Raw genomic sequence first — 19,093 nt, forward strand, 5'->3', positions numbered from 1 at the left:
CTTCATGGGGTGTACCGCTTCCTGTTGTCCTGGCAGTGGCTGATCATCACCTTGGTCGCCGTCGTACTGATCCCTGTGATGATCGAGCTGGGGTTCTGGCAGCTGCATCGCCACGAGCACAAGGTGGCGCAGAACCAGCGGATCTCCCGCGCGGTGCAGGCGGAGCCGGTCCCCGTGGAGCGGCTGACCTCCCCGGGCCACGACATCCCGAAGGGCGACGTGTGGCACCGGGTCTCGGCGAAGGGCGTCTTCGACACCGCCCACGAGGTGGTCGTGCGGCGCCGGACCAACGAGGCCGAGCAGATCGGCTTCCACGTGCTGACCCCGCTGGTGCTGGACGACGGCCAAGTGCTGCTGGTGAACCGGGGCTGGATTCCGGCGAACGGCACGCAGACCGCGTTCCCGAAGATCCCCGCCCCGCCCCGCGGCGAGGTCACCGTCACCGGCCGGCTCATGGCCGACGAGACGACGGCGGCCAGCGGCATCAAGGACATCAGCGACCTGCCCGAGCGGCAGGTCATGCTGATCAACAGCCGCCAGGAGGCGGGCCGCCTCGGCAAGGAGGTGCTCGGCGGCTACGTCGAGCAGATCGCCCCGAAGCCGGCGCGGAACAGCCCCGAACTGATCCCCGAGCCCGATCACAGCGACATCGGCCCGCACATGGCGTACGCCGTGCAGTGGTGGCTCTTCTCGGCGGCCGTCCCGGTCGGCTGGTGCGTCCTGGCCCGCCGTGAGCGCAGGGACCGCGAGGAGGCCCTCGCCGAGGGCGCCACCGAGGAGGAGGCCGGGGCGGAGCAACCCGTCACCGTCTGACCGGCCCCGCGCCGCGTGGAACGGGTGTGACGTGCGGCCTTTTGGCCGCCCGCGCCGATTGACGGGGCCGATCGGCGGGAACCCGCTTCCCGTGGCTCAACGCATCGAGGACTACGCGATCATCGGGGACCATCAGACCGCAGCGCTCGTGGGGCGCAACGGATCGATGGACTGGCTCTGTCTGCCCCGCTTCGACTCGGCGGCCTGCTTCTCCGCACTGGTCGGCGACCACGAGAACGGGCACTGGACCCTGGCGCCCAAGGACGGAGGGGACTGCACGCACCGCGCGTACCGCAGCGACTCGCTCGTCCTGGACTCCGTGTGGGAGGGCGAACACGGCACGGTGCGCGTCACCGACTTCATGCCGCAGCGCGACAAGGCGCCGGACGTGGTCCGCATCGTCGAGTGCCTGTCCGGGGAGGCGACGATCCACAGCACGCTGCGACTGCGCTTCGACTACGGCGCCGTCGTCCCGTGGATGCGCAAGGTCGACGGGCACCGGGTGGCCGTCGCCGGGCCGGACGCCGTGTGGCTGCGCAGCGAGCCCGAGGTGAAGAGCTGGGGCGAGAAGTTCAGCACCCACTCCGAGTTCGGTCTGAAGGCAGGCGAGAAGGTCGCCTTCGTCCTCACCTGGTACCCCTCGCACAAGAAGCACCCCCGCCTCGTCGACCCGTACCGGGCGCTGGAGGACAGCGTCGCGGACTGGCGGGCCTGGGCCGCGCAGTGCCGCTACGAGGGCCCCTACCGCGAGCAGGTGGTCCGCTCCCTGATCACCCTCAAGGCGCTCACCTACGCGCCGACCGGCGGGATCGTCGCGGCGGCCACCACCTCCCTGCCCGAGTCCCTGGGCGGGGTGCGCAACTGGGACTACCGCTACTGCTGGCTGCGGGACTCCACGCTCGCCCTCGGCGCGATGATCTCGGCCGGTTTCCTCGGGGAGGCGCGGGCCTGGCGCGACTGGCTGCTGCGCGCGGTGGCCGGGGACCCCTCGACGCTGCAGATCATGTACGGCCTCGGCGGGGAGCGGCGCATCCCGGAGTACGAGCTGCCCTGGCTGAGCGGCTACGAGAACTCCGCCCCGGTCCGGATCGGCAACGACGCCGCGCACCAGCTCCAGCTCGACGTGTACGGCGAGGTCATCGACTCCCTGCACCTGGCCGAACGCGCCGGTCTGCACGCGAAGAAGCACGCCTGGCAGCTCCAGCTCGCCCTGATGGAGTTCCTGGAGGGCGCGTGGCGCGAGCCCGACGAGGGGCTGTGGGAAGTACGCGGTCCGCGCCGCCAGTTCGTCCACTCCAAGGTCATGGCCTGGGTGGCCGCCGACCGCACGGTGCGCTCCCTGGAGGCCAATCCCAAGCTCAAGGGCGACGTGGAGCGCTGGCGGCGGATGCGGGAGGAGATCCACCGGGAGGTGTGCGAGCGCGGGTACGACGCCGAGCGCAACACCTTCACCCAGTCCTACGGCTCCCAGGAGCTGGACGCCGCGCTGCTGCTCATCCCCCGCTCGGGTTTCCTGCCGCCCGACGACCCCCGGGTGAGCGGCACGATCGACGCGGTGCGGCGCGAACTGGGCTCCGGGGCGAGCGGGCTGCTGCTGCGCTACAGCCCGGGCGAGGGCGAGGTCGACGGACTGCCCGGCGCGGAGGGCGCCTTCCTGGTGTGCTCGTTCTGGCTGGCCGACGCGCTGCACATGGTGGGCCGCACCGAGGAGGCCACCGAGTTGTTCGAGCGGCTGCTGTCGTACACCAACGACGTCGGGCTGCTCGCCGAGGAGTACGACACGCAGGCCGGCCGCCAACTGGGCAACTTCCCGCAGGCGTTCAGCCACATCGGCCTGGTCGGCACGGCGCTCGCCCTGGCGAGCCCGGGCCACCGCGCTCAGGCGCTGCCCGACGTCGAGCCTGCCACGGCCGGGGAGGACACCCCCTACGAGGCGGACACCACCACGCGGACGGCAGGATAGTGGCATGGATCTTGGACTGAGGGACCGCGTCTTCGTCGTGACCGGGGCGACCCGGGGCCTGGGCAACGCCACCGCCCGCGCACTGCTCGCGGAGGGCGCGAAGGTCGTCGTCAGCGGCCGGGAGCGGGCGGCGGCCGAGGCCGCCGCCGAGGCGCTCGGCGAGGGAGCCCACGGCGTGGGGGCCGACAACGCCGACCCGGCGGCGGCCGGTCTGCTGATCGCCGCGGCACGCGAGCGCTTCGGCCGCTTCGACGGTGTCCTGATCAGCGTCGGCGGCCCCGCCCCCGGCTTCTTCGCCGACATCGGGGACGAGCAGTGGCGCTCCGCCTTCGACGCGGTGTTCCTGGGCGCGATGCGGCTGGCCCGCCGCTCCGCCGAGGTGCTGGAGGAGGGCGGGGTGATCGGCTTCGTGCTGTCCGGTTCGGTGTACGAGCCGATCGCCGGGCTCACCGTGTCCAACGGGCTGCGCCCGGCGCTGGCCGGGGTCGCGAAGTCGCTGTCGCAGGAAGTGGGGCCGCGCGGCATCCGGGTCCTCGGCCTGCTGCCCGGGAAGATCGACACCGACCGGATCAAGGAGCTGGACGGCCGCAGCGCCGACCCCGAGGCGACCCGCCAGGCCTCGGCCGCGAGCATTCCGCTGCGGCGCTACGGCACCCCCGAGGAGTTCGGCCGCACCGCCGCGTTCCTGCTGTCACCGGCCGCCTCGTACGTCACGGGCGTCATGGTCCCGGTCGACGGCGGCGCCCGCCACGGGTTCTGAACCGGCGCCGGACCGGACGCGGAAGGGCCGTGCGGGTGCGCCGGTCACGGCACACCCGCACAGCCCTTCCGGCCGCGGCTCTCCCCGCTACTGGACGCGGTCCGCGCCGTGCCCGGCGCCGAACATGCGCACTTCGGCGGGCAGCGAGTCCAGTCCCGCCGACTCCTGAGCGGTGCGCAGGGCCCCGGTGACGGTGCGGTGCTGGACCAGGACGGGGTTGGCCTGCGGGTCGAGGTCCAGGCGCAGTCGTGCCCGGGGCGAGGTGCGGCGGCCGGTGAGCCGGACCCGGGCCCGGTCGACCCCGTCGATCCGCTCCGCCCCGGCGGCCAGCGCGTCCTGCAACGCCCGGCCGCGCAGCGTCGCGCCGTCCCCGTCCCCCGTGTCGAGGGCGAGCCCGGCGAGCCTGCGGCGGCGCAGCCCGGCGGCGAGCCACCACAGGGCCAGCAGCAGGAGCACGGCGAGCGCCGCGATGACGACCGGCCACCACCAGTCCTCGCCGCGCCACTTGGTGCGCTCGGCCCGGCTGAGCAGGACGTCGTGCTTGCCGTCGTGGATCCACCACGAGGGCGGTTTCACGCCGAGCCCGATCGCGAGGACCGGTCCGCCCAGGGCGATCAGGACGAGCCCGCACAGCGCGAGCAGGACGCGGTTGACAGTGCGCAGCATGGCCTCAGTCCTTCCCCGGCCTGCGGACCCTGACCACCGGGCGGGGCGTGCGCGCGAGCCCCAGTTCGGTGGTGGCGGAGCCCAGGGCCTGGGTGAGTTCGGTGCGGACCTCGTCGGTGTCGCGGAAGTGCGCGACGGCTCTCACCTTGGCCTTGCGGCGCCGCGCCTTGACCTTGACCGACTGCACTCCGGCCACCTGCATGGCCCGGTCGCGCAGGATCGACCCGGCGGCGTCCCGGTGCAACGCGCCGCGTACGCCGGGGTAGGGGCGGCGCATCGCCAGCAGCCTCCGGCAGCCCGGGGTCAGCGCGAGCACGAGCAGCCACAGCCCGAGGGCGGCGGCCACACCCGCGCCGACCAGCACCCAGTTGTCCTTCAGCGGACGGGTCGCCAGCTCCTCGGAGAGGGTGCGGCGCCACTGCATCGCCGGGTGGCCGGTGCGGACCGCGACGACGTCGTACAGGAAGAGCGCGGCGGCGGCGAGGATCAGCAGCGACACGATCCCCGCGGGGACGCGACGGGCGGACCAGAAGCGCCCGGCCCGCGCCGTCGGCGGCGCGTCCGGGTCGGGCAGCGGGGCGGGTCTTCCGGAGCCCGGTGGCGGCGGGGGCTCTTCGCGTTCCGCCTCCCGCTTCTCCAGGACGGACGGGACGCGGGTGGCGCCCTCCGGTTCGCTCACGAGGTCCTCCCCACGCTGACGTTCTCGGCCGGGTGCAGGCGTTCGACCTGGACGGTCACCTCGGGCACCTTCATCCCGGCCAGCTTCCCGACCCGTTCGGTCACCCGGTGACGGACGGCGCCGCAGCGCCGTCCGATGTCGCACGGGTACTCCAGCTCCAGGGTGATGCTCACCCGGGCGGTCTCCCGGTGCACGGCCACGGAGGCGCGCGGTGCCTTGCCCCCGGGCGGCACCCGGTCCACCGCCTCGCGGGCCGCCTGGGCGGCGATCTTGGCGACGACACGGTCGGCGATCCGGGTGGCTCCCCGGTCGGCGGCTTCGACGGTCTGTCCGGCCACTGCGTGTCACCGCCGGTCGCCGCGCTCGCGCGGCCTGAAGAAGTCACCGGGTTCGAGGTCCCCGTCGAGGAACCGCCCCACGATGAAACCGACGGCGCCGAGCGCCGCCACCAGCAGAAAGGCGCCGAAGCCCCCGAAGTATCCGGCGAAGGCCAGGGCCATCCCGACGATCAGACCGAGCACGGCCATGCTCATGGTGAGTTCCTCCTACGACGCCGCTGTTCACAGTTTCGGCCCGGGCCCCGGGCACCCCCGCCGGGTCCCGGGGCCCCGCAGGCGGTGGTCACTGAACCCGCGAACCGGATTCGTCCTCGTCGTCGTCCGGTTCGTCGGGGAGCTTGACGTCGCTCACCGAGATGTTGACCTCGACCACCTCCAGGCTCGTCATCCGCTCCACGGCGTTGATGACGTTCTTGCGCACGGCGCGCGTGACCTCGGTGATCGACTCTCCGTACTCGACGACGATCTCCAGGTCGATGGCCGCCTGGACCTCGCCGACCTCCGCCTTCACTCCGCGCGTCACGGACTTCGAGCTGCCGCCGCCCGGCACCCGGTCCCGCATCGCGCCGAAGGTACGGGCCGCGCCGCTGCCCATCGCGTGCACGCCCACGACGTCGCGGGCGGCGAGCCCGGCGATCTTCTCGACGACGCCGTCGGCGATGCTGGTCTTGCCGCGGTCGGCGGGGTCGCCGCCACCGCGCCGGTTCTGCTCGCCCGAACCACTGCCCTCGGGCCTGCGCTGCTGCTGGGGGGTCTCACTCATGGGGGGTCATCCCTTTCGGGGAGGTTGCACTCCTTTTGCCCACACTAAGCGGGGTTGCGCGGATGTGCGCCGTGAATGCGGCAGGGTGAGCACATGACGGCTCAACGGTGGACGCAGGCGGTGCGGGATCAGGTGGCGTTCGGCGGGTTGCTGCCCCTGGGTGACGGCACGGCAGGGGCCTGGCTGGCGGAGTCCGCCGCCGTGGCGGCGCTGCGCCACGCCGGGGACCTGGCCCCCGGGGTGCGGCTGGAAAGAATCACGTTGATCCCCACCCGAACGGATGACTCCGCGACGCCGCAGACGACGTTCCCGGCCCCGCCCACGGCCCTGCCACCGGGCCCCCTGCGGCTGTCGGCCTCCTTCGCCGCCTGCGTCACCCACCCGCTGCCGGAGACGGCGGCGACCCTGCGCGTGGTGCTCCTGTCGACGGCGCGGGACCGGCTCGGCCTCGCCGTGGCCCGGGCCGATCTGCGCGTCACCGACCTGCTCGACGAGGATCCGCGGGCCGGGCAGGTGTCCACCGGGCAGGGCCGGCCCCTCGACGCCGACGAGAGCCGCGTTCCCGAGGGGATCGCCCGGCACGCGGCGACGGCGGCCCGCTCCGTGGACGGGATCGCCGGGCTGAGCGGGGCCTTCGGCGGCCACGGCCGGCCGGTGCGGCTGGACGAGGCCCGCGCGGACGGCTCCCCCGCGCACGTGCGCGTCGAGGTGGTCGCCACCGATCTGCGCCCGCTGCCCGACACGGTCCGCGCGGTGCGCTCGGCGGTCACCTCCGTACTGGAGCCGGGTACGACGGTGACGGTGCTGGTCACCGGATGGCTCCCGGAAACCGGGGCCGGGAACGACGGGGCCCCCGCCTAGAGGGCGTGGATGACGTCTCCGGGCGGGGGCGGGCGCGGCCTCGGCCGCCGCCCTGTGCTACTCGCCGGAGCCCATGAGGTCGCGCAGGCGGCGGGCCTGGGCGGCGCGTTCGGCCGCGCGCTGTTCCTCGTAGTCGCGGTCGGCCGCGCCCTGCAGGAGCGCCTTCGTCTCGATGACGGCGCCGCGCGGCGCAGCGAGCAGCGCGGCGCACAGGTCCGAGACGGCCCCGTCCAGTTCGGCGGCGGGCACCACGAGGTTGGCCAGCCCGGTCCGGGCCGCCTCCTCGGCGTGCACGTAACGGCCGGTGAGGCAGATCTCCAGGGCCCGGGCCTGGCCGACGAGAGAGACCAGCGGGCTGGTGCCGGTCAGGTCCGGCACCAGCCCGAGACTGGTCTCCCGCATCGCGAACTGCACGTCCTCGGTCACGACCCGCAGATCGCAGGCGAGAGCGAGCTGGAAGCCGGCCCCGATGGCATGCCCCTGGACGGCGGCGATCGACACGAGGTCGGGCCGCCGCCACCAGGTGAACGCCTCCTGGTACCCGGCGATGGCCGCGTCCAGTTCCTCGTCCGTGCCCTGGGCCAGCGTGAAGAAGGACGTCTCCCCCTCGAAGCCCTCGGGGGTGAACGCCTTCCGGTCCAGGCCGGCGGAGAAGGACTTGCCCTCCGCGCGCAGCACGACGATCCGGACGTCGCCCGGCAGTTCCCTTCCGGCCTGCGCCAACGCCCGCCACAGCGCGGGGTTCTGGACGTTCCGCTTGGCCGGATTGGTCAGCGTGACGGTCGCCACCGCGTCGTCCACGGTGAGCCGTACGCCGTCGGTGTCGAGCAGGACGGTGGTCTTGCCGTCGCTGCCGTCGCCGGTACCGGTTGAAGCCATGAAGAGCCTCCGAGGTGCTGTGCCGTCGTAAGTGACTGCACAGTAACCACCCGGCCGACTGCGAGGACAGCCGGGTGGTCACCACGGAGTACTGGGGTTGCTGCTGTGCTGCTGGGTTCCTGCCGCACCGCTGGTGCCGGACCGGGTGGGCGGGGTGCCGGCGCCGGCGCCCCGAGGGGTCGCAGGCCGCCACGGCGGGTCCCGCGCCGCCCGGTCAGTTGGCGGCGGTCTTCTTTCCCCGGGTCGCTCCGCCGCGTCCTCGCAGCGTCACGCCCGATTCGCTGAGCATGCGGTGCACGAATCCGTACGACCGGCCCGTCTCCTCGGCCAGCGCCCGGATGCTCGCACCACCGTCGTACTTCTTCTTCAGGTCTGCCGCGAGCTTGTCGCGCGCGGCGCCGGTCACCCGGCTGCCCTTCTTCAGAGTCTCGGCCACCCGTGCCTCCTCGTGGGAAGTGCGCTCTGGACTCTCATGATCACCCCTCCCGGCAATCCTGGCCACCCATTCAGCAAGGTCCACAGGACCGGCTTGCGGTCTCAGCAGGCGGAGATCACGAACGGAACAACCCGTTCCGGTGATCTTCTCGGCGAGCGCCGCACCGATTCCTCGCAGAAGGGGCAGGTCAGCGCGGTGGACGCTGTAAAGGAGGAGGTACCCGCAGAAGAGGCCCCGAATCCTTTCGGGACACACGACGGTACGAGGGCTTCTCACCCAGATGAAGGATCACCGATGAGCCGAATGATCTACTCGCGGGTGATCACCGCGGCTGGCCGGCACGGTGACCGGCGCCCTCGGTGACCGGCCGCCGGGACCCGCCGGGACCCGCCGGGCCTCCGGCGGACGCGGGCGGCGGTCAGGCGAGCGAGACCAGGTCGCGGTAGTCCGCGCCCCACAGGTCCTCGACACCGTCGGGCAGCATGATGATGCGCTCCGGCTGGAGGGCCTCGACGGCGCCCTCGTCGTGGGTGACCAGGACGACGGCGCCCTTGTAGGTGTGCAGCGCGCCGAGGATCTCCTCGCGGCTGGCCGGGTCGAGGTTGTTGGTCGGTTCGTCCAGGAGGAGGACGTTGGCCGAGGACACGACGAGGGTGGCGAGCGCCAGCCGGGTCTTCTCGCCGCCGGAGAGCACTCCGGCGGGCTTGTCGACGTCGTCGCCGGAGAACAGGAAGGAGCCGAGCGTCTTGCGGACCTCGACGAGGTCGAGGTCGGGGGCGGCCGAGCGCATGTTCTCCAGGACGGTGCGCTCCGGGTCGAGGGTCTCGTGCTCCTGCGCGTAGTAGCCGAGCTTGAGCCCGTGGCCCTCGACGACCTCGCCGGTGTCCGGCGTCTCGACGCCCGCGAGCAGGCGCAGCAGGGTCGTCTTCCCGGCGCCGTTGAGGCCGAGGATGACGACGCGGGAGCCCTTGTCGATCGCGAGGTCGACGTCGGTGAAGATCTCCAGCGAGCCGTAGGACTTGGACAGCCCCTCGGCGGTGAGCGGGGTCTTCCCGCACGGCGAGGGCTCGGGGAAGCGCAGCTTGGCGACCTTGTCGGACTGGCGCACCTCCTCCAGGCCGGACAGCAGCCGCTCGGCGCGGCGGGCCATGTTCTGCGCAGCGACCGTCTTGGTGGCCTTGGCGCGCATCTTGTCGGCCTGCGCGTTCAGGGCGGACGCCTTCTTCTCGGCGTTCTGCCGCTCGCGCTTGCGGCGCTTCTCGTCGGCCTCGCGCTGCTGCTGGTACAGCTTCCAGCCCATGTTGTAGGCGTCGATGCGGGAGCGGTTGGCGTCCAGGTAGAAGACCTTGTTGACGACCGTCTCGACCAGCTCCACGTCGTGGGAGATGACGATGAACCCGCCCCGGTAGGACTTCAGGTAGTCGCGCAGCCAGACGATCGAGTCCGCGTCGAGGTGGTTGGTGGGCTCGTCGAGCAGCAGGGTGTCCGCGTCGGAGAAGAGGATGCGGGCCAGCTCGATACGGCGGCGCTGACCGCCCGAGAGGGTGTGCAGCGGCTGGCCGAGCACCCGGTCGGGGAGGTTGAGTGCGGCGGCGATGGTCGCGGCCTCGGCCTCGGCGGCGTATCCGCCCTTGGTGAGGAACTCCGTCTCCAGGCGCTCGTACTTGCGCATGGCCTTGTCGCGGGTGGCGCCCTTGCCGTTGGCCATGCGCTCCTCGTTCTCCCGCATCTTCTGCAGCAGGACGTCGAGGCCGCGCGCGGACAGGACCCGGTCGCGGGCGAGCACGTCGAGGTCGCCGGTGCGCGGGTCCTGCGGGAGGTAGCCCACCTCGCCGGAGCGGGTGATGGTGCCGGCCGCGGGGATGCCCTCGCCGGCCAGGCACTTGGTGAGCGTGGTCTTCCCCGCGCCGTTGCGGCCGACGAGGCCGATCCGGTCGCCCTTGGCGACGCGGAAGCTGGCGTTCTCGATGAGGATGCGGGCGCCGGCGCGCAGCTCGATGCCGGTGGCGGTGATCACGGACGGTCTCCAGGGCGGTTGGGACGGAAGGGCGGGCTCGGGTGCGGCGCACGGCGCGCGGTCCCGGCGTGGGGCGGCCGGACGGACAGCGCGCCGGCGTCGGGTCGACGCCGGCTAGTGCACAAGGAGAAAGGCCATGACGTCAGTCTAACGGGGGAGGGCAAGCGGTCTGCCCGGCCCGCCCCCCGGGGAGCACGACCCGGCTCCCCGGGGCCCGGGTGGCGCGGGCCGTGCGGCTCAGGCGCCCCCGGTGTGCACCTGGAAGGCGGCCCGGCGCACCGCCTTCGCGAGCGCGGGGTCGGGGTGCGCGGAGGCCAGCGCGAGCAGGACCTGCACGGTGCGCGGGTGCTCGACGGAGCGGACCTCGTCCAGCAGCACGGGCACGGTGGGCTGGACGGCGGCGTCGAGGTGGCGCACCAGGAGGTCGGTGTCGCCGTGGTCGCTGACGGCCGCGGCGGTGTCGATCCACAGCCAGGTGGACTCCTCGCGGGTGAGGACGGCGTGCGCGTCCTCGGCGTCGGTGCCCTCCTGTTCGGCCAGCCACAGCAGCGCGTAGGGCCGCAGCGGCAGTTCGCCGGCGACGGCGCGCACGCCGGGCTCCGCGGGGGCGCCGACCACGCGCAGCGCCTCGAAGGCGAGTCCGCGCAGCAGGGCGTCGTCCCCGCGTGCGGCGTCGAGGAGTTCCTGGACGGCGCTGCCGACGGTGCGGGCGGCGAGCCAGGCGCGGTACTCGGCGCGGGCGTCCCCGGGCCGCAGCCGGGCGCAGCCGCGCAGCATGTCCTGCGCGGACTGCTCGATGTTGCCGGCCGGGGACTGCGCGGCCACGCAGATCTGCTCCAGCTTGACCCACACCGCCCAGCTGCCGAGCGAGGTGAGGGTGATCTCGTCCTCGGAGACGGTGAGCGCGCCGACCGCGGCGAGGCGGATCAGGGCCCAGTCGAGCAGGACGGACAGGGGCGGTTCCTCGGCCGGTTCGGACGCGGGGGCGCCCGCGGCCGGGATCTCGCAGCGTTCGGAGCGCAGTTCCTCGACGCGCTGCTCCAGGAGGTCCAGGAGCTGTTCGCGCGGCACGGTGCCCGCCGAGAGCTGGAGCACGGAGAGGAGCTGCGGCATGGCCTCGACGACCTCGGCGACGGCGGCCGGGTCGGCGGGCCGCTCCCCCGCCTCGGCGCCCTCGGGGTGCACGAGGGACCACGCGTCGAACAGGGCGACCCAGCCGCGCAGGACGGCGGTGTCGTCGTGTTCCCAGGCGCGCAGCCGCCAGCCGGGCCGGGCGATGCCGCCGTGCACCTCGACGAGTCCGGCGAGCCGGGCGGCGTCCCAGTCGACGCGTACCTGGGCCGGGGCGAGGCCGAGCGCGGCCGCCGCCTCCTCGACCGCGGCCTCGGGCAGGGTGTGCTCGCCGCCGCGCGGGCGGGCGGGCGCGTCGGGGGCGGGCTGCCGGGCGGCGCGCAACCTGCCGGGCGCGGGGCGCCGTTCGCGGTCGGCCCAGCGGGCGACGGTCGCGGCCCCCGCGAGCACGGCACGCGCGGTGCGGGCCAGCTCGGAGGGCGGCGGGGTGCCCTCGGGTGGCCGGGGAGCGGGACGGCGCGGGCGCCGTTCCGCGACCGTGCGGGCGGGGGCCGCGAGGGGGCGGCCTACGAGTCGGAGCCTGGAGTCGCGCGGGATACGGGACGTCACGGAGGGCAGTCTCCCCGCTGACGGCCCGAAAGCCCAAACGGAACCTCACTCACCGGTGGGAACGGGCCCCGTCACGGGGCCCCGGCGGCCTGCCGGAGGACCGGTCGCCGCCCCTTCGTTCCGGGGCGGGCGACGGCCTCCGTGGGGTTCGGGAGCGGACCGCCCGCTCACATCAGGGGGGTGAGGAAGCGGCGCAGTTTCTCCTCGTACCGGACCGGGTCGCGGTTCCACATCGCGCCGTGCGGGGCCTGGTCGACGGTGTGCAGGGTGACGAGGTCGGGGCGGGCCTCGGCGAAGGCGCGGGTGAGCCGGTAGGGGGCGATCGCGTCGTCGGGGCCGTGCACGGCGAGCACCGGGACCCGCAGGGCGCGCGGGTCGGCGGCCCGGTCCACGGTCTCGGGCGGCAGTCCGGTGCGGCCCTCGGCGGCGCGGACCGCGAGCGGCAGCAGGGCGCCGGGGGTGTGCCGGGCGCGGGCGAGGGAGCCGAGCGCGGACTGCCAGCTCAGGACCGGCGAGTCGAGGACGAGACCGGCGATCCGGTCGCGCAGCCCGGAACGCGCGGCGGCCCGCAGGGCCATGGCGGCGCCGGTGGACCAGCCGATCAGGACGACGTGCTGGGCGCCGTTGCGCACGGCGAAGCGGATCGCGGCGTCCAGGTCGCGCCATTCGCTCTCGCCGAAGTGCCCGAGGCCGTCGGGGGCCGGGGGCGCGCCGAGGTCGCCGCGGTAGGCGAGGTCGAGCACGGGGAGTTTCTGCCGGTGCAGGAAGTCCATGAGGACCATGGGGTGCTCGCGCGTCGTGCCGAGGCCGTGCACGGTGATGACCCAGGTGCGGCGCCCGCCGGGCAGGTACCAGGCGGGCAGGGCGCCGAGTTCGCCGGGGATCTCGATGTCCTGGTGGTCGAGTCCGAGGGCGCTGTGCGGGTCCCCGATGTGCACCTGAGGGGTCAGCCACACGCGGTCCCCGGGGCTGAAGGTGCCGTGGGTGACGCGGCGCAGTTCGCGTACGACGGTGTCGGCCTGGTGCGGCTCCCCGTCGACGACGGGGCCGAGGATCGCGTGCGAGCCGTCCCCGCCGAGTCCGTAGACGCCGGGGCGCCGGGAGGCGAGGGCCCGGGTCAGGGTGATGCGGTCGGCGGCCGCGGAGTGGACGGTGAGCCGGGGTTCGGTGGGCAGCGGCCGGCCGGGGGGCGCCTTGAGGGCCGCGTCGCCGGCCAGCCGCCCGGCGGCCACGGCCGCCGCGCCGGCTCCGAGCAGGGCGGTCAGAGCCGCCGCGGTTGCTTTTGCGGTGCGCACCGCTCCAGTGTCCGGCCCCCGGCCCGGGGCGGCCAGCGGACGCTTCTGCGCGGGTGACAGCCGGTGGGCCTCCCGGATCAGGGCGCTCAGCCGCCGTCGCGTCGTCCGGGTCGTGGCGCGGCGGGGCGTGCGCTGCCTGAAGGGTGTGGCTGTCATCGCGGGCGTTCCTCTCGGGGCGGGGCGGCGCGGGCACGGGGAGGGGTGTCCCCTCCCGGTACGCCTTCCCCGCGCGGGAGCCGCGTACCGCCCCGGCCGCGCTCAGCGCGCGTCCGGCTGCCCGTATCCCGCGAACTTGGCGGCGGCCTCGGCGAGCCGCGCCGCGTCGAGCAGGTGCGGGGTGTGGCCGGGGACGGCCGCCGCCGTGAGCCAGACGCGGCACATCCACTCCAGTTGCGCGGTGCGCTCGTACGCCTGGTCGAGGGTGTCGCCGTACGCGGCGGTGCCGTGGTTGCCCAGCAGGCAGGCGGTGCGCCCGCGCAGGGCGTGCAGCAGGTGGCCGGCGAGTTCCTCGCTGCCGTACAGGGCGTACGGGGCGACGCGCACCGGACCGCCGAGGGCGGCGGTCATGTAGTGGACGGCGGGCAGTTCGGTGACGAGCGTGGACACCGCCGTGGCGTGCACGGCGTGGGTGTGCACGAGGGCGCGGGCCGGGGTGTGGCGGTACACGGCGAGGTGCATCGGCAGCTCGCTCGTGGGCCGCAGGGTGCCCAGCCGCTGCCGTCCCGCCAGGTCGACGCCGACCGCGTCCTCCGGGCGCAGCCGGTCGTAGGGGACGCCGGTCGGGGTGATCAGCACGAGGTCGCCCAGCTCGGGGTCGTCGACGCGGACCGAGACGTTGCCCGAGGTGCCGACGACGAGTCCGTCGGCGACGGTCCTGCGGGCGGTGTCCACCAGCGCGGACCAGGCCGCCTCCCGCACCTCCGGTCCGGCCGGGTGCCCGTCCCGCCGGCCGCCTTCCCCGGGTGGCCGCCCGCCGCCCTCGTGCGGCCGTCGGTCCTGCTCCTGTCGTCGCGTCATGCGCGCATCCTGCCAGCGGACGCCCGAGCGGCCGATGCCGCCCCGGCTCCCGCACCAGAGGCCCGTTTCGTCCGTTCTCCCCACGATCGACTCACCGATCGGCACACCGCCGGCCCGCTCCCGGCGGCGCGACAAAGGTCACTCGCCGGGGCCGTCCGCCCGGACGAACGGAAGCGCCGGAACCCGGCATTCCGGGGCCGGGCGGCCCGGAAATCCATCCCCCGGCGGCCACACCGCACTTCGGGTCACCACAGCGCCCGCCCCAGTTCATCTTCCGTTCACTCGGACTGCTTACGTTCAACGTGACATTGACGTCCAGCAGAAGCCCGGGTAAATGGAACACATCACGCTTCTCCTCGGGATCGTGATCGTCACCGCTCTCGTGTTCGACTTCACGAACGGTTTCCACGACACCGCCAACGCGATGGCCACCACCATCTCGACCGGCGCCCTCAAACCCAAGACGGCCGTGGGCATGTCCGCGGCCCTCAATCTCGTCGGCGCCTTCCTCTCCGTGGAGGTGGCCAGAACGATCTCCGGCGGGATCGTCAATGAGCAGGGACTCAAGACAGAAGTGATCTTCGCGGCGCTGGTGGGCGCCATCCTGTGGAACCTCGTGACCTGGCTGCTGGGGCTTCCCTCCAGTTCCTCGCACGCGCTGTTCGGCGGGCTCATCGGGGCCGCTGTCGCCTCGGCCGGGTTCTCCACCGTCAACGGCGGCACCGTCGTCACCAAGATCATCATTCCGGCGCTGGCCGCCCCGCTGGTCGCCGGTCTCGCCTCGTTCCTCGCGACCCGGCTCACGTACCGGATCACGCGCGGCGTGGACGAGGAGACCGGCCGCAAGGGCTACCGGGCCGGGCAGATCGCCTCGGCCGGACTGGTCTCGCTCGCGCACGGCACCAACGACGCGCAGAAGACCATGGGCATCATCACGCTGGCCCTCGTGACCGGTGACGTCCTCAAGCCCGGGTCGAACCCGCCGCTGTGGGTCATCCTCTCCGCGGGCTGCGCCATCGCGCTCGGTACGTACCTGGGCGGCTGGCGCATCATCCGCACCATGGGCACCGGGCTCACCGACCTGGCCCCGCCCCAGGGCTTCGCCTCGCAGACCGGCGCGGCGACCGTCATCCTCGCCTCCTCGCACCTCGGCTTCTCCCTCTCGACGACGCAGGCGTGCTCGGGCTCCGTGATGGGCGCGGGCCTCGGCCGCAAGGGCGGCGTGGTCCGCTGGTCGACCGCGAGCCGGATGGCCGTCGCCTGGGTGCTGACCCTGCCGGCCGCCGCCGTCGTCGGCGCGGGCGCGGAGTTCCTGACCCGCCAGGGCGCCTGGGGGGTCGCGCTGACCGCGGCCCTGCTGATCGCGGCCGGCGGCTACATCTGGATGCTGTCGCGCCGCAAGCCGGTCAGCCACCACGACGTGGGCGCGGGAACCCCCGCTGCCGCCGCCGGGACCTCCGGGGTGGTCACCCAGGCCGTGGCCGCCGTGACCCCGCCGCCGGCCGGCGCCCTGAGCGTCCCGGTGCAGCCGACGGCGGCCGGGGCCCCCGACACCCTGACCGCGACCATCGACGCCCCCGTCCCGCTCGCCGACCGCCCCACCGAGCGCGCCGGATCGGGCGCGGCCTGAGCCCGCTTCGGCGGACCGGCCAGAAAGGACCTCGCACATGAACATCGACTGGGCCGCGCTCGGTTCCGTCTTCGGCGTGAGCCTCGGGATCACCGTGGCGCTGGTGGGCGCGTTCGCGCTCGGCATCGCGGGCCTCTCGCGCGCCTCGCAGACCAGGCGCGCGACGGCCACCGGCACGGCTCCCGCCGCGGCGGCGCCCGCGGGCGGGACGGGCGGTGGCGCGCCGGCTCTCCTGCGCACCGGTGCCTTCGCGTGCTTCGCGCTGTGCCTGGCGGCCGTCGCGTACGGGATCTACGTCATCGTCGCCTGAGCCAGGCACGAGCCCTCGGCGCGGAGGGCGAGGGAGGGGCGGGCGGCCGTGCGGGCCGTCCGCCCCTCCGGCGTCCGCGGTCCCGGCGCCGCACCCCGTCGCCGCACCCCGGCGCCGTTTCGCTGCGGCGCAGGTCGGAGGCGGTGTGGGTCTCGGCACATGTCCGATTTTGACGTCAAGTGACAGTTGACGGGTGTTCTCCGGGCGTGGTGGACTGCCGGGGCCCCTTCGGCAGCAGCAGAGGAAGCCCGGTGCGAATCCGGCGCGGTCCCGCCACTGTGAGCGCAGAGCACGTCTCTTCGTGAGTCAGGAACTCTCGCTGCCGGACTCCTTCGAACCAGGGCGCGGACCCTGAGTGAGGACACCCGCATGTTCGGCAGCCGCCGTCCCGCTCCGCCCGGAGCCTTCCGTCTCCCGTCCACCGCACGAGGTGTGACGGCGGACTGACGCCATGCGTGCCGAACGTGTTCTCACGGCCGGCGCCACCGCCGGTCTGCTCGGCGACCTGCTCCTCGGTGATCCCCGGCGCGGCCATCCGGTCGCGCTGTTCGGGCGTGCGGCCTCGGCCGCGGAGCGGGTCCTGTGGCGCGACCACCGGGGCGCCGGAGCCGTCCACACCGCGCTGTGCGCCGGAGGTGCGACCGCCCTCGGGGCGCTCGCCGCGCGCTCCGTACGCCACTGTCCCGCCGTCTCCTTCGCCCTGACCGCCGCCGCGACCTGGGCCGTCGTGGGCGGCACCTCGCTGGGCCGGGAGGCCCGCGCGATCGGTGCCGCTCTCGCGGCCGGCGAGGTGGAGAGGGCGCGGGCGCGCCTGCCGCACCTGTGCGGACGCGATCCGCGGTCCCTCGACGCGGACGGGATCGCGCGCGCCGTCGTGGAGTCCGTCGCCGAGAACACCTCCGACGCCGTGGTCGGCGCCCTGGTGTGGGGCGCGGCGGCCGGGGTGCCGGGGCTGCTGGGTTTCCGCGCGGTCAACACGCTGGACGCGATGGTGGGTCACCGCTCCCCGCGCCACCGCCGTTTCGGCTGGTCGGCGGCGCGTCTTGACGATGTCGTCGGCTGGCCGGGGGCGCGGCTGACGGCGGGCCTCGCGGCCTTGTCGGGCGGCCGGCCGCGCGCCGCGCTCACCGCCGTACGCGAGGACGCGCACCGCCACCCGAGCCCCAACGCGGGCCCGGTGGAGGCCGCGTTCGCGGGGGCGCTCGGCGTGCGGCTGGGCGGGACCCTCGCGTACGGCGGGCGGGTCGAGCACCGGCCGGTGCTGAACGGGAGGGGGCGGCCGGTCGCGGTCGCCGACATCGAGCGCGCCGTACGGCTGTCGCGGCGGGTCACCTGGCTGTCCCTGGCGGCCTGCGCCGCGGCGCGTACCGGCTGGGCGGCGCTGCGGCGCGGGAGGTCACTGTGAGGGGCGGCGGGCTGCTGGTCGCGGGGACCACCTCGGACGCGGGCAAGAGCGTCGTGACCGCCGGGATCTGCCGGTGGCTGGTACGTCAGGGCGTGCGGGTCGCGCCGTTCAAGGGGCAGAACATGTCCCTCAACTCGTACGTGACTCGGGAGGGCGCGGAGATCGGCCGGGCGCAGGCCATGCAGGCGCAGGCCGCCCGCGTCGAGCCGAGCGCGCTCATGAACCCGGTGCTGCTCAAGCCGGGCGGCGACCGCACCAGCCAGGTCGTGCTGCTGGGCCGCCCGGTCGGCGAGCTGAGCGCGCGGGACTACCACGGGGGCCGCCAGGAGACGCTGCTCGGCACGGTCGTGGACTGTCTGGAGCAGTTGCGCGCGCGGTACGACGCGGTGATCTGCGAGGGCGCGGGCAGTCCGGCCGAGATCAACCTGCGCCGCACCGATCTCGTCAACATGGGGGTCGCGCGCGCCGCGCGGCTGCCGGTCCTGGTCGTGGGCGACATCGACCGGGGCGGGGTGTTCGCCTCGTTCTTCGGGACGACGGCGCTGCTGAGCCCCGAGGACCAGGAGCTGATCGCGGGCTACCTCGTCAACAAGTTCCGGGGCGACGTCTCGCTCCTGGAGCCGGGCCTCGTGATGCTGGAGCAGCTGACGGGGCGCCGTACCTACGGGGTGCTGCCGTTCCGGCACGGACTGGGCATCGACGAGGAGGACGGGCTCGCGGTGTCGCTGCGCGGGGCGGTGCGCGAGTCGGCGGTGAGCGAGCCGTACGGGCAGGACGTGCTGCGGGTCGCGGTGTGCGCGGTGCCGCTCATGTCGAACTTCACGGACGTCGACGCGCTCGCGGCCGAACCGGGCGTCGTCGTGCGCTTCGTGGACCGTCCGCAGGAGCTGGCGGACGCCGACCTCGTGGTCGTCCCCGGTACCCGCGGCACGGTCGGCGCGCTGCGCTGGCTTCGGGCGCGGGGTCTCGCGGCGGAGCTGTCCCGGCGGGCCGCGGCGGGCCGTCCGGTGCTCGGGATCTGCGGCGGTTTCCAGCTGCTCGGCGAGGTGATCGAGGACGAGGTGGAATCGCGGGCCGGGACGGTCGAGGGGCTCGGGCTGCTGCCGGTGCGGGTGCGCTTCGCGCGCGAGAAGACCCTCGCGAGGCCCTCGGGCAGCGCGCTCGGCGAGCGCGTCGAGGGCTACGAGATCCACCACGGCCTCGCCGAGGTGCACGGCGGCGAGCCCTTCCTCGACGGCTGCCGGGCCGGCTCGGTGTGGGGTACGCACTGGCACGGTTCGCTGGAGAGCGACGGGTTCCGGCGCGCCTTCCTGCGTGAGACCGCGCGGGCGGCGGGGCGGCGCTTCGTGCCCGCTCCCGACACCTCCTTCGGCCGGTTGCGCGAGGAACAGCTCGACCTGCTGGGCGACCTGATCGAGGAGCACGCCGACACGGACGCGCTGCTGCGGCTGATCGAGAAGGGGGCGCCCCCGGGGCTGCCCTTCGTGCCGCCGGGAGCGCCCGCACCGGCTCCCGGGCCGCCCGGAGCCCACGGATGAGCGGCGTACGAGGAACACCGACCTGGCATCACGTACACGACAA

The 19,093-nt window shown here is 74.2% G+C and carries 19 protein-coding genes and 1 riboswitch; of the genes, 8 read left to right on the plus strand and 11 right to left on the minus strand.

Going from position 1 to position 19,093, the window contains the following annotated elements:
* Positions 1-9: 9 nt before the first annotated feature.
* The 3 genes from AB0J21_RS12150 to AB0J21_RS12160 all read left to right on the plus strand — a co-directional run bounded on the left by AB0J21_RS12150 (position 10) and on the right by AB0J21_RS12160 (position 3,536).
* Complete coding sequence (locus AB0J21_RS12150) at positions 10-813, plus strand: SURF1 family protein (protein ID WP_363145796.1); 804 nt, start codon at positions 10-12, stop codon at positions 811-813.
* A gap of 91 nt (positions 814-904) precedes the next feature.
* Positions 905-2,776: a glycoside hydrolase family 15 protein gene (locus AB0J21_RS12155; protein ID WP_363145797.1), complete on the plus strand. Its 1,872-nt coding sequence runs from the start codon at positions 905-907 to the stop codon at positions 2,774-2,776.
* A 4-nt stretch (positions 2,777-2,780) separates the two neighbouring features.
* The gene (locus tag AB0J21_RS12160) at positions 2,781-3,536 is read left to right on the plus strand and encodes an SDR family oxidoreductase (RefSeq protein WP_363145798.1); all 756 of its coding nucleotides are present in this window, start codon (positions 2,781-2,783) and stop codon (positions 3,534-3,536) included.
* Between the two features lie 87 nt (positions 3,537-3,623).
* On the opposite strand, the gene amaP is transcribed toward AB0J21_RS12160, so the two are convergent.
* The 5 genes from amaP to AB0J21_RS12185 form a co-directional block, all read right to left on the minus strand.
* Entirely contained in the window at positions 3,624-4,202 is a 579-nt protein-coding gene (gene amaP, locus AB0J21_RS12165; protein WP_363145799.1) for an alkaline shock response membrane anchor protein AmaP, read from the minus strand.
* Between the two features lie 4 nt (positions 4,203-4,206).
* Positions 4,207-4,881: a DUF6286 domain-containing protein gene (locus tag AB0J21_RS12170; protein WP_363145800.1), complete on the minus strand. Its 675-nt coding sequence runs from the start codon at positions 4,879-4,881 to the stop codon at positions 4,207-4,209.
* Entirely contained in the window at positions 4,878-5,219 is a 342-nt protein-coding gene (locus tag AB0J21_RS12175) for a hypothetical protein (RefSeq protein WP_363145801.1), read from the minus strand. Before AB0J21_RS12175 ends, AB0J21_RS12170 begins: the two co-directional genes overlap by 4 nt.
* 6 nt (positions 5,220-5,225) lie before the next feature.
* Complete coding sequence (locus AB0J21_RS12180) at positions 5,226-5,414, minus strand: hypothetical protein (protein WP_363145802.1); 189 nt, start codon at positions 5,412-5,414, stop codon at positions 5,226-5,228.
* Between the two features lie 88 nt (positions 5,415-5,502).
* Positions 5,503-5,982, minus strand: coding sequence for an Asp23/Gls24 family envelope stress response protein (locus tag AB0J21_RS12185; RefSeq protein WP_363145803.1), 480 nt, complete (start codon positions 5,980-5,982; stop codon positions 5,503-5,505).
* A gap of 93 nt (positions 5,983-6,075) precedes the next feature.
* On the opposite strand from AB0J21_RS12185, the gene AB0J21_RS12190 reads away from it, so the two are divergent.
* On the plus strand, positions 6,076-6,843 hold the full coding sequence (locus AB0J21_RS12190; RefSeq protein WP_363145804.1) for a hypothetical protein: 768 nt from the start codon (positions 6,076-6,078) through the stop codon (positions 6,841-6,843).
* Between the two features lie 57 nt (positions 6,844-6,900).
* On the opposite strand, the gene AB0J21_RS12195 is transcribed toward AB0J21_RS12190, so the two are convergent.
* From AB0J21_RS12195 to AB0J21_RS12220, 6 genes are all read right to left on the minus strand, one after another.
* Entirely contained in the window at positions 6,901-7,722 is an 822-nt protein-coding gene (locus AB0J21_RS12195; protein ID WP_363145805.1) for an enoyl-CoA hydratase/isomerase family protein, read from the minus strand.
* 214 nt (positions 7,723-7,936) lie between these two features.
* Entirely contained in the window at positions 7,937-8,158 is a 222-nt protein-coding gene (locus AB0J21_RS12200; protein WP_363145806.1) for a helix-turn-helix domain-containing protein, read from the minus strand.
* A 418-nt stretch (positions 8,159-8,576) separates the two neighbouring features.
* Positions 8,577-10,175, minus strand: a complete 1,599-nt coding sequence (gene abc-f, locus AB0J21_RS12205; protein WP_363145808.1) for a ribosomal protection-like ABC-F family protein — start codon at positions 10,173-10,175, stop codon at positions 8,577-8,579.
* 237 nt (positions 10,176-10,412) lie between these two features.
* The gene (locus AB0J21_RS12210; RefSeq protein WP_363145809.1) at positions 10,413-11,855 is read right to left on the minus strand and encodes a hypothetical protein; all 1,443 of its coding nucleotides are present in this window, start codon (positions 11,853-11,855) and stop codon (positions 10,413-10,415) included.
* Positions 11,856-12,022: 167 nt separating this feature from the next.
* Positions 12,023-13,150 (minus strand): alpha/beta hydrolase, encoded by a 1,128-nt coding sequence (locus AB0J21_RS12215; RefSeq protein WP_363146226.1) that lies wholly within the window; start codon positions 13,148-13,150, stop codon positions 12,023-12,025.
* A 258-nt stretch (positions 13,151-13,408) separates the two neighbouring features.
* Positions 13,409-14,167, minus strand: coding sequence for a class II aldolase/adducin family protein (locus AB0J21_RS12220; RefSeq protein WP_363145810.1), 759 nt, complete (start codon positions 14,165-14,167; stop codon positions 13,409-13,411).
* A gap of 334 nt (positions 14,168-14,501) precedes the next feature.
* Between AB0J21_RS12220 and AB0J21_RS12225 the strand changes: the two genes are divergently transcribed.
* The 4 genes from AB0J21_RS12225 (at position 14,502) to AB0J21_RS12240 (ending at position 19,050) form a co-directional block, all read left to right on the plus strand.
* The gene (locus tag AB0J21_RS12225) at positions 14,502-15,797 is read left to right on the plus strand and encodes an inorganic phosphate transporter (RefSeq protein ID WP_363145811.1); all 1,296 of its coding nucleotides are present in this window, start codon (positions 14,502-14,504) and stop codon (positions 15,795-15,797) included.
* Between the two features lie 37 nt (positions 15,798-15,834).
* Positions 15,835-16,107 carry a hypothetical protein gene (locus AB0J21_RS12230; RefSeq protein WP_363145812.1) on the plus strand — a complete coding sequence of 91 codons (273 nt, stop codon included), beginning with the start codon at positions 15,835-15,837 and terminating at the stop codon, positions 16,105-16,107.
* A gap of 192 nt (positions 16,108-16,299) precedes the next feature.
* A riboswitch (cobalamin riboswitch) is annotated at positions 16,300-16,444 on the plus strand.
* 114 nt (positions 16,445-16,558) lie between these two features.
* Entirely contained in the window at positions 16,559-17,512 is a 954-nt protein-coding gene (locus AB0J21_RS12235; protein ID WP_363145813.1) for a cobalamin biosynthesis protein, read from the plus strand.
* Positions 17,509-19,050, plus strand: coding sequence for a cobyric acid synthase (locus tag AB0J21_RS12240; RefSeq protein WP_363145814.1), 1,542 nt, complete (start codon positions 17,509-17,511; stop codon positions 19,048-19,050). Before AB0J21_RS12235 ends, AB0J21_RS12240 begins: the two co-directional genes overlap by 4 nt.
* The last annotated feature ends 43 nt before the right edge of the window (positions 19,051-19,093 follow it).

The organism is Streptomyces sp. NPDC049954 (genome assembly GCF_040656295.1).
Taxonomy (GTDB): domain Bacteria; phylum Actinomycetota; class Actinomycetes; order Streptomycetales; family Streptomycetaceae; genus Streptomyces.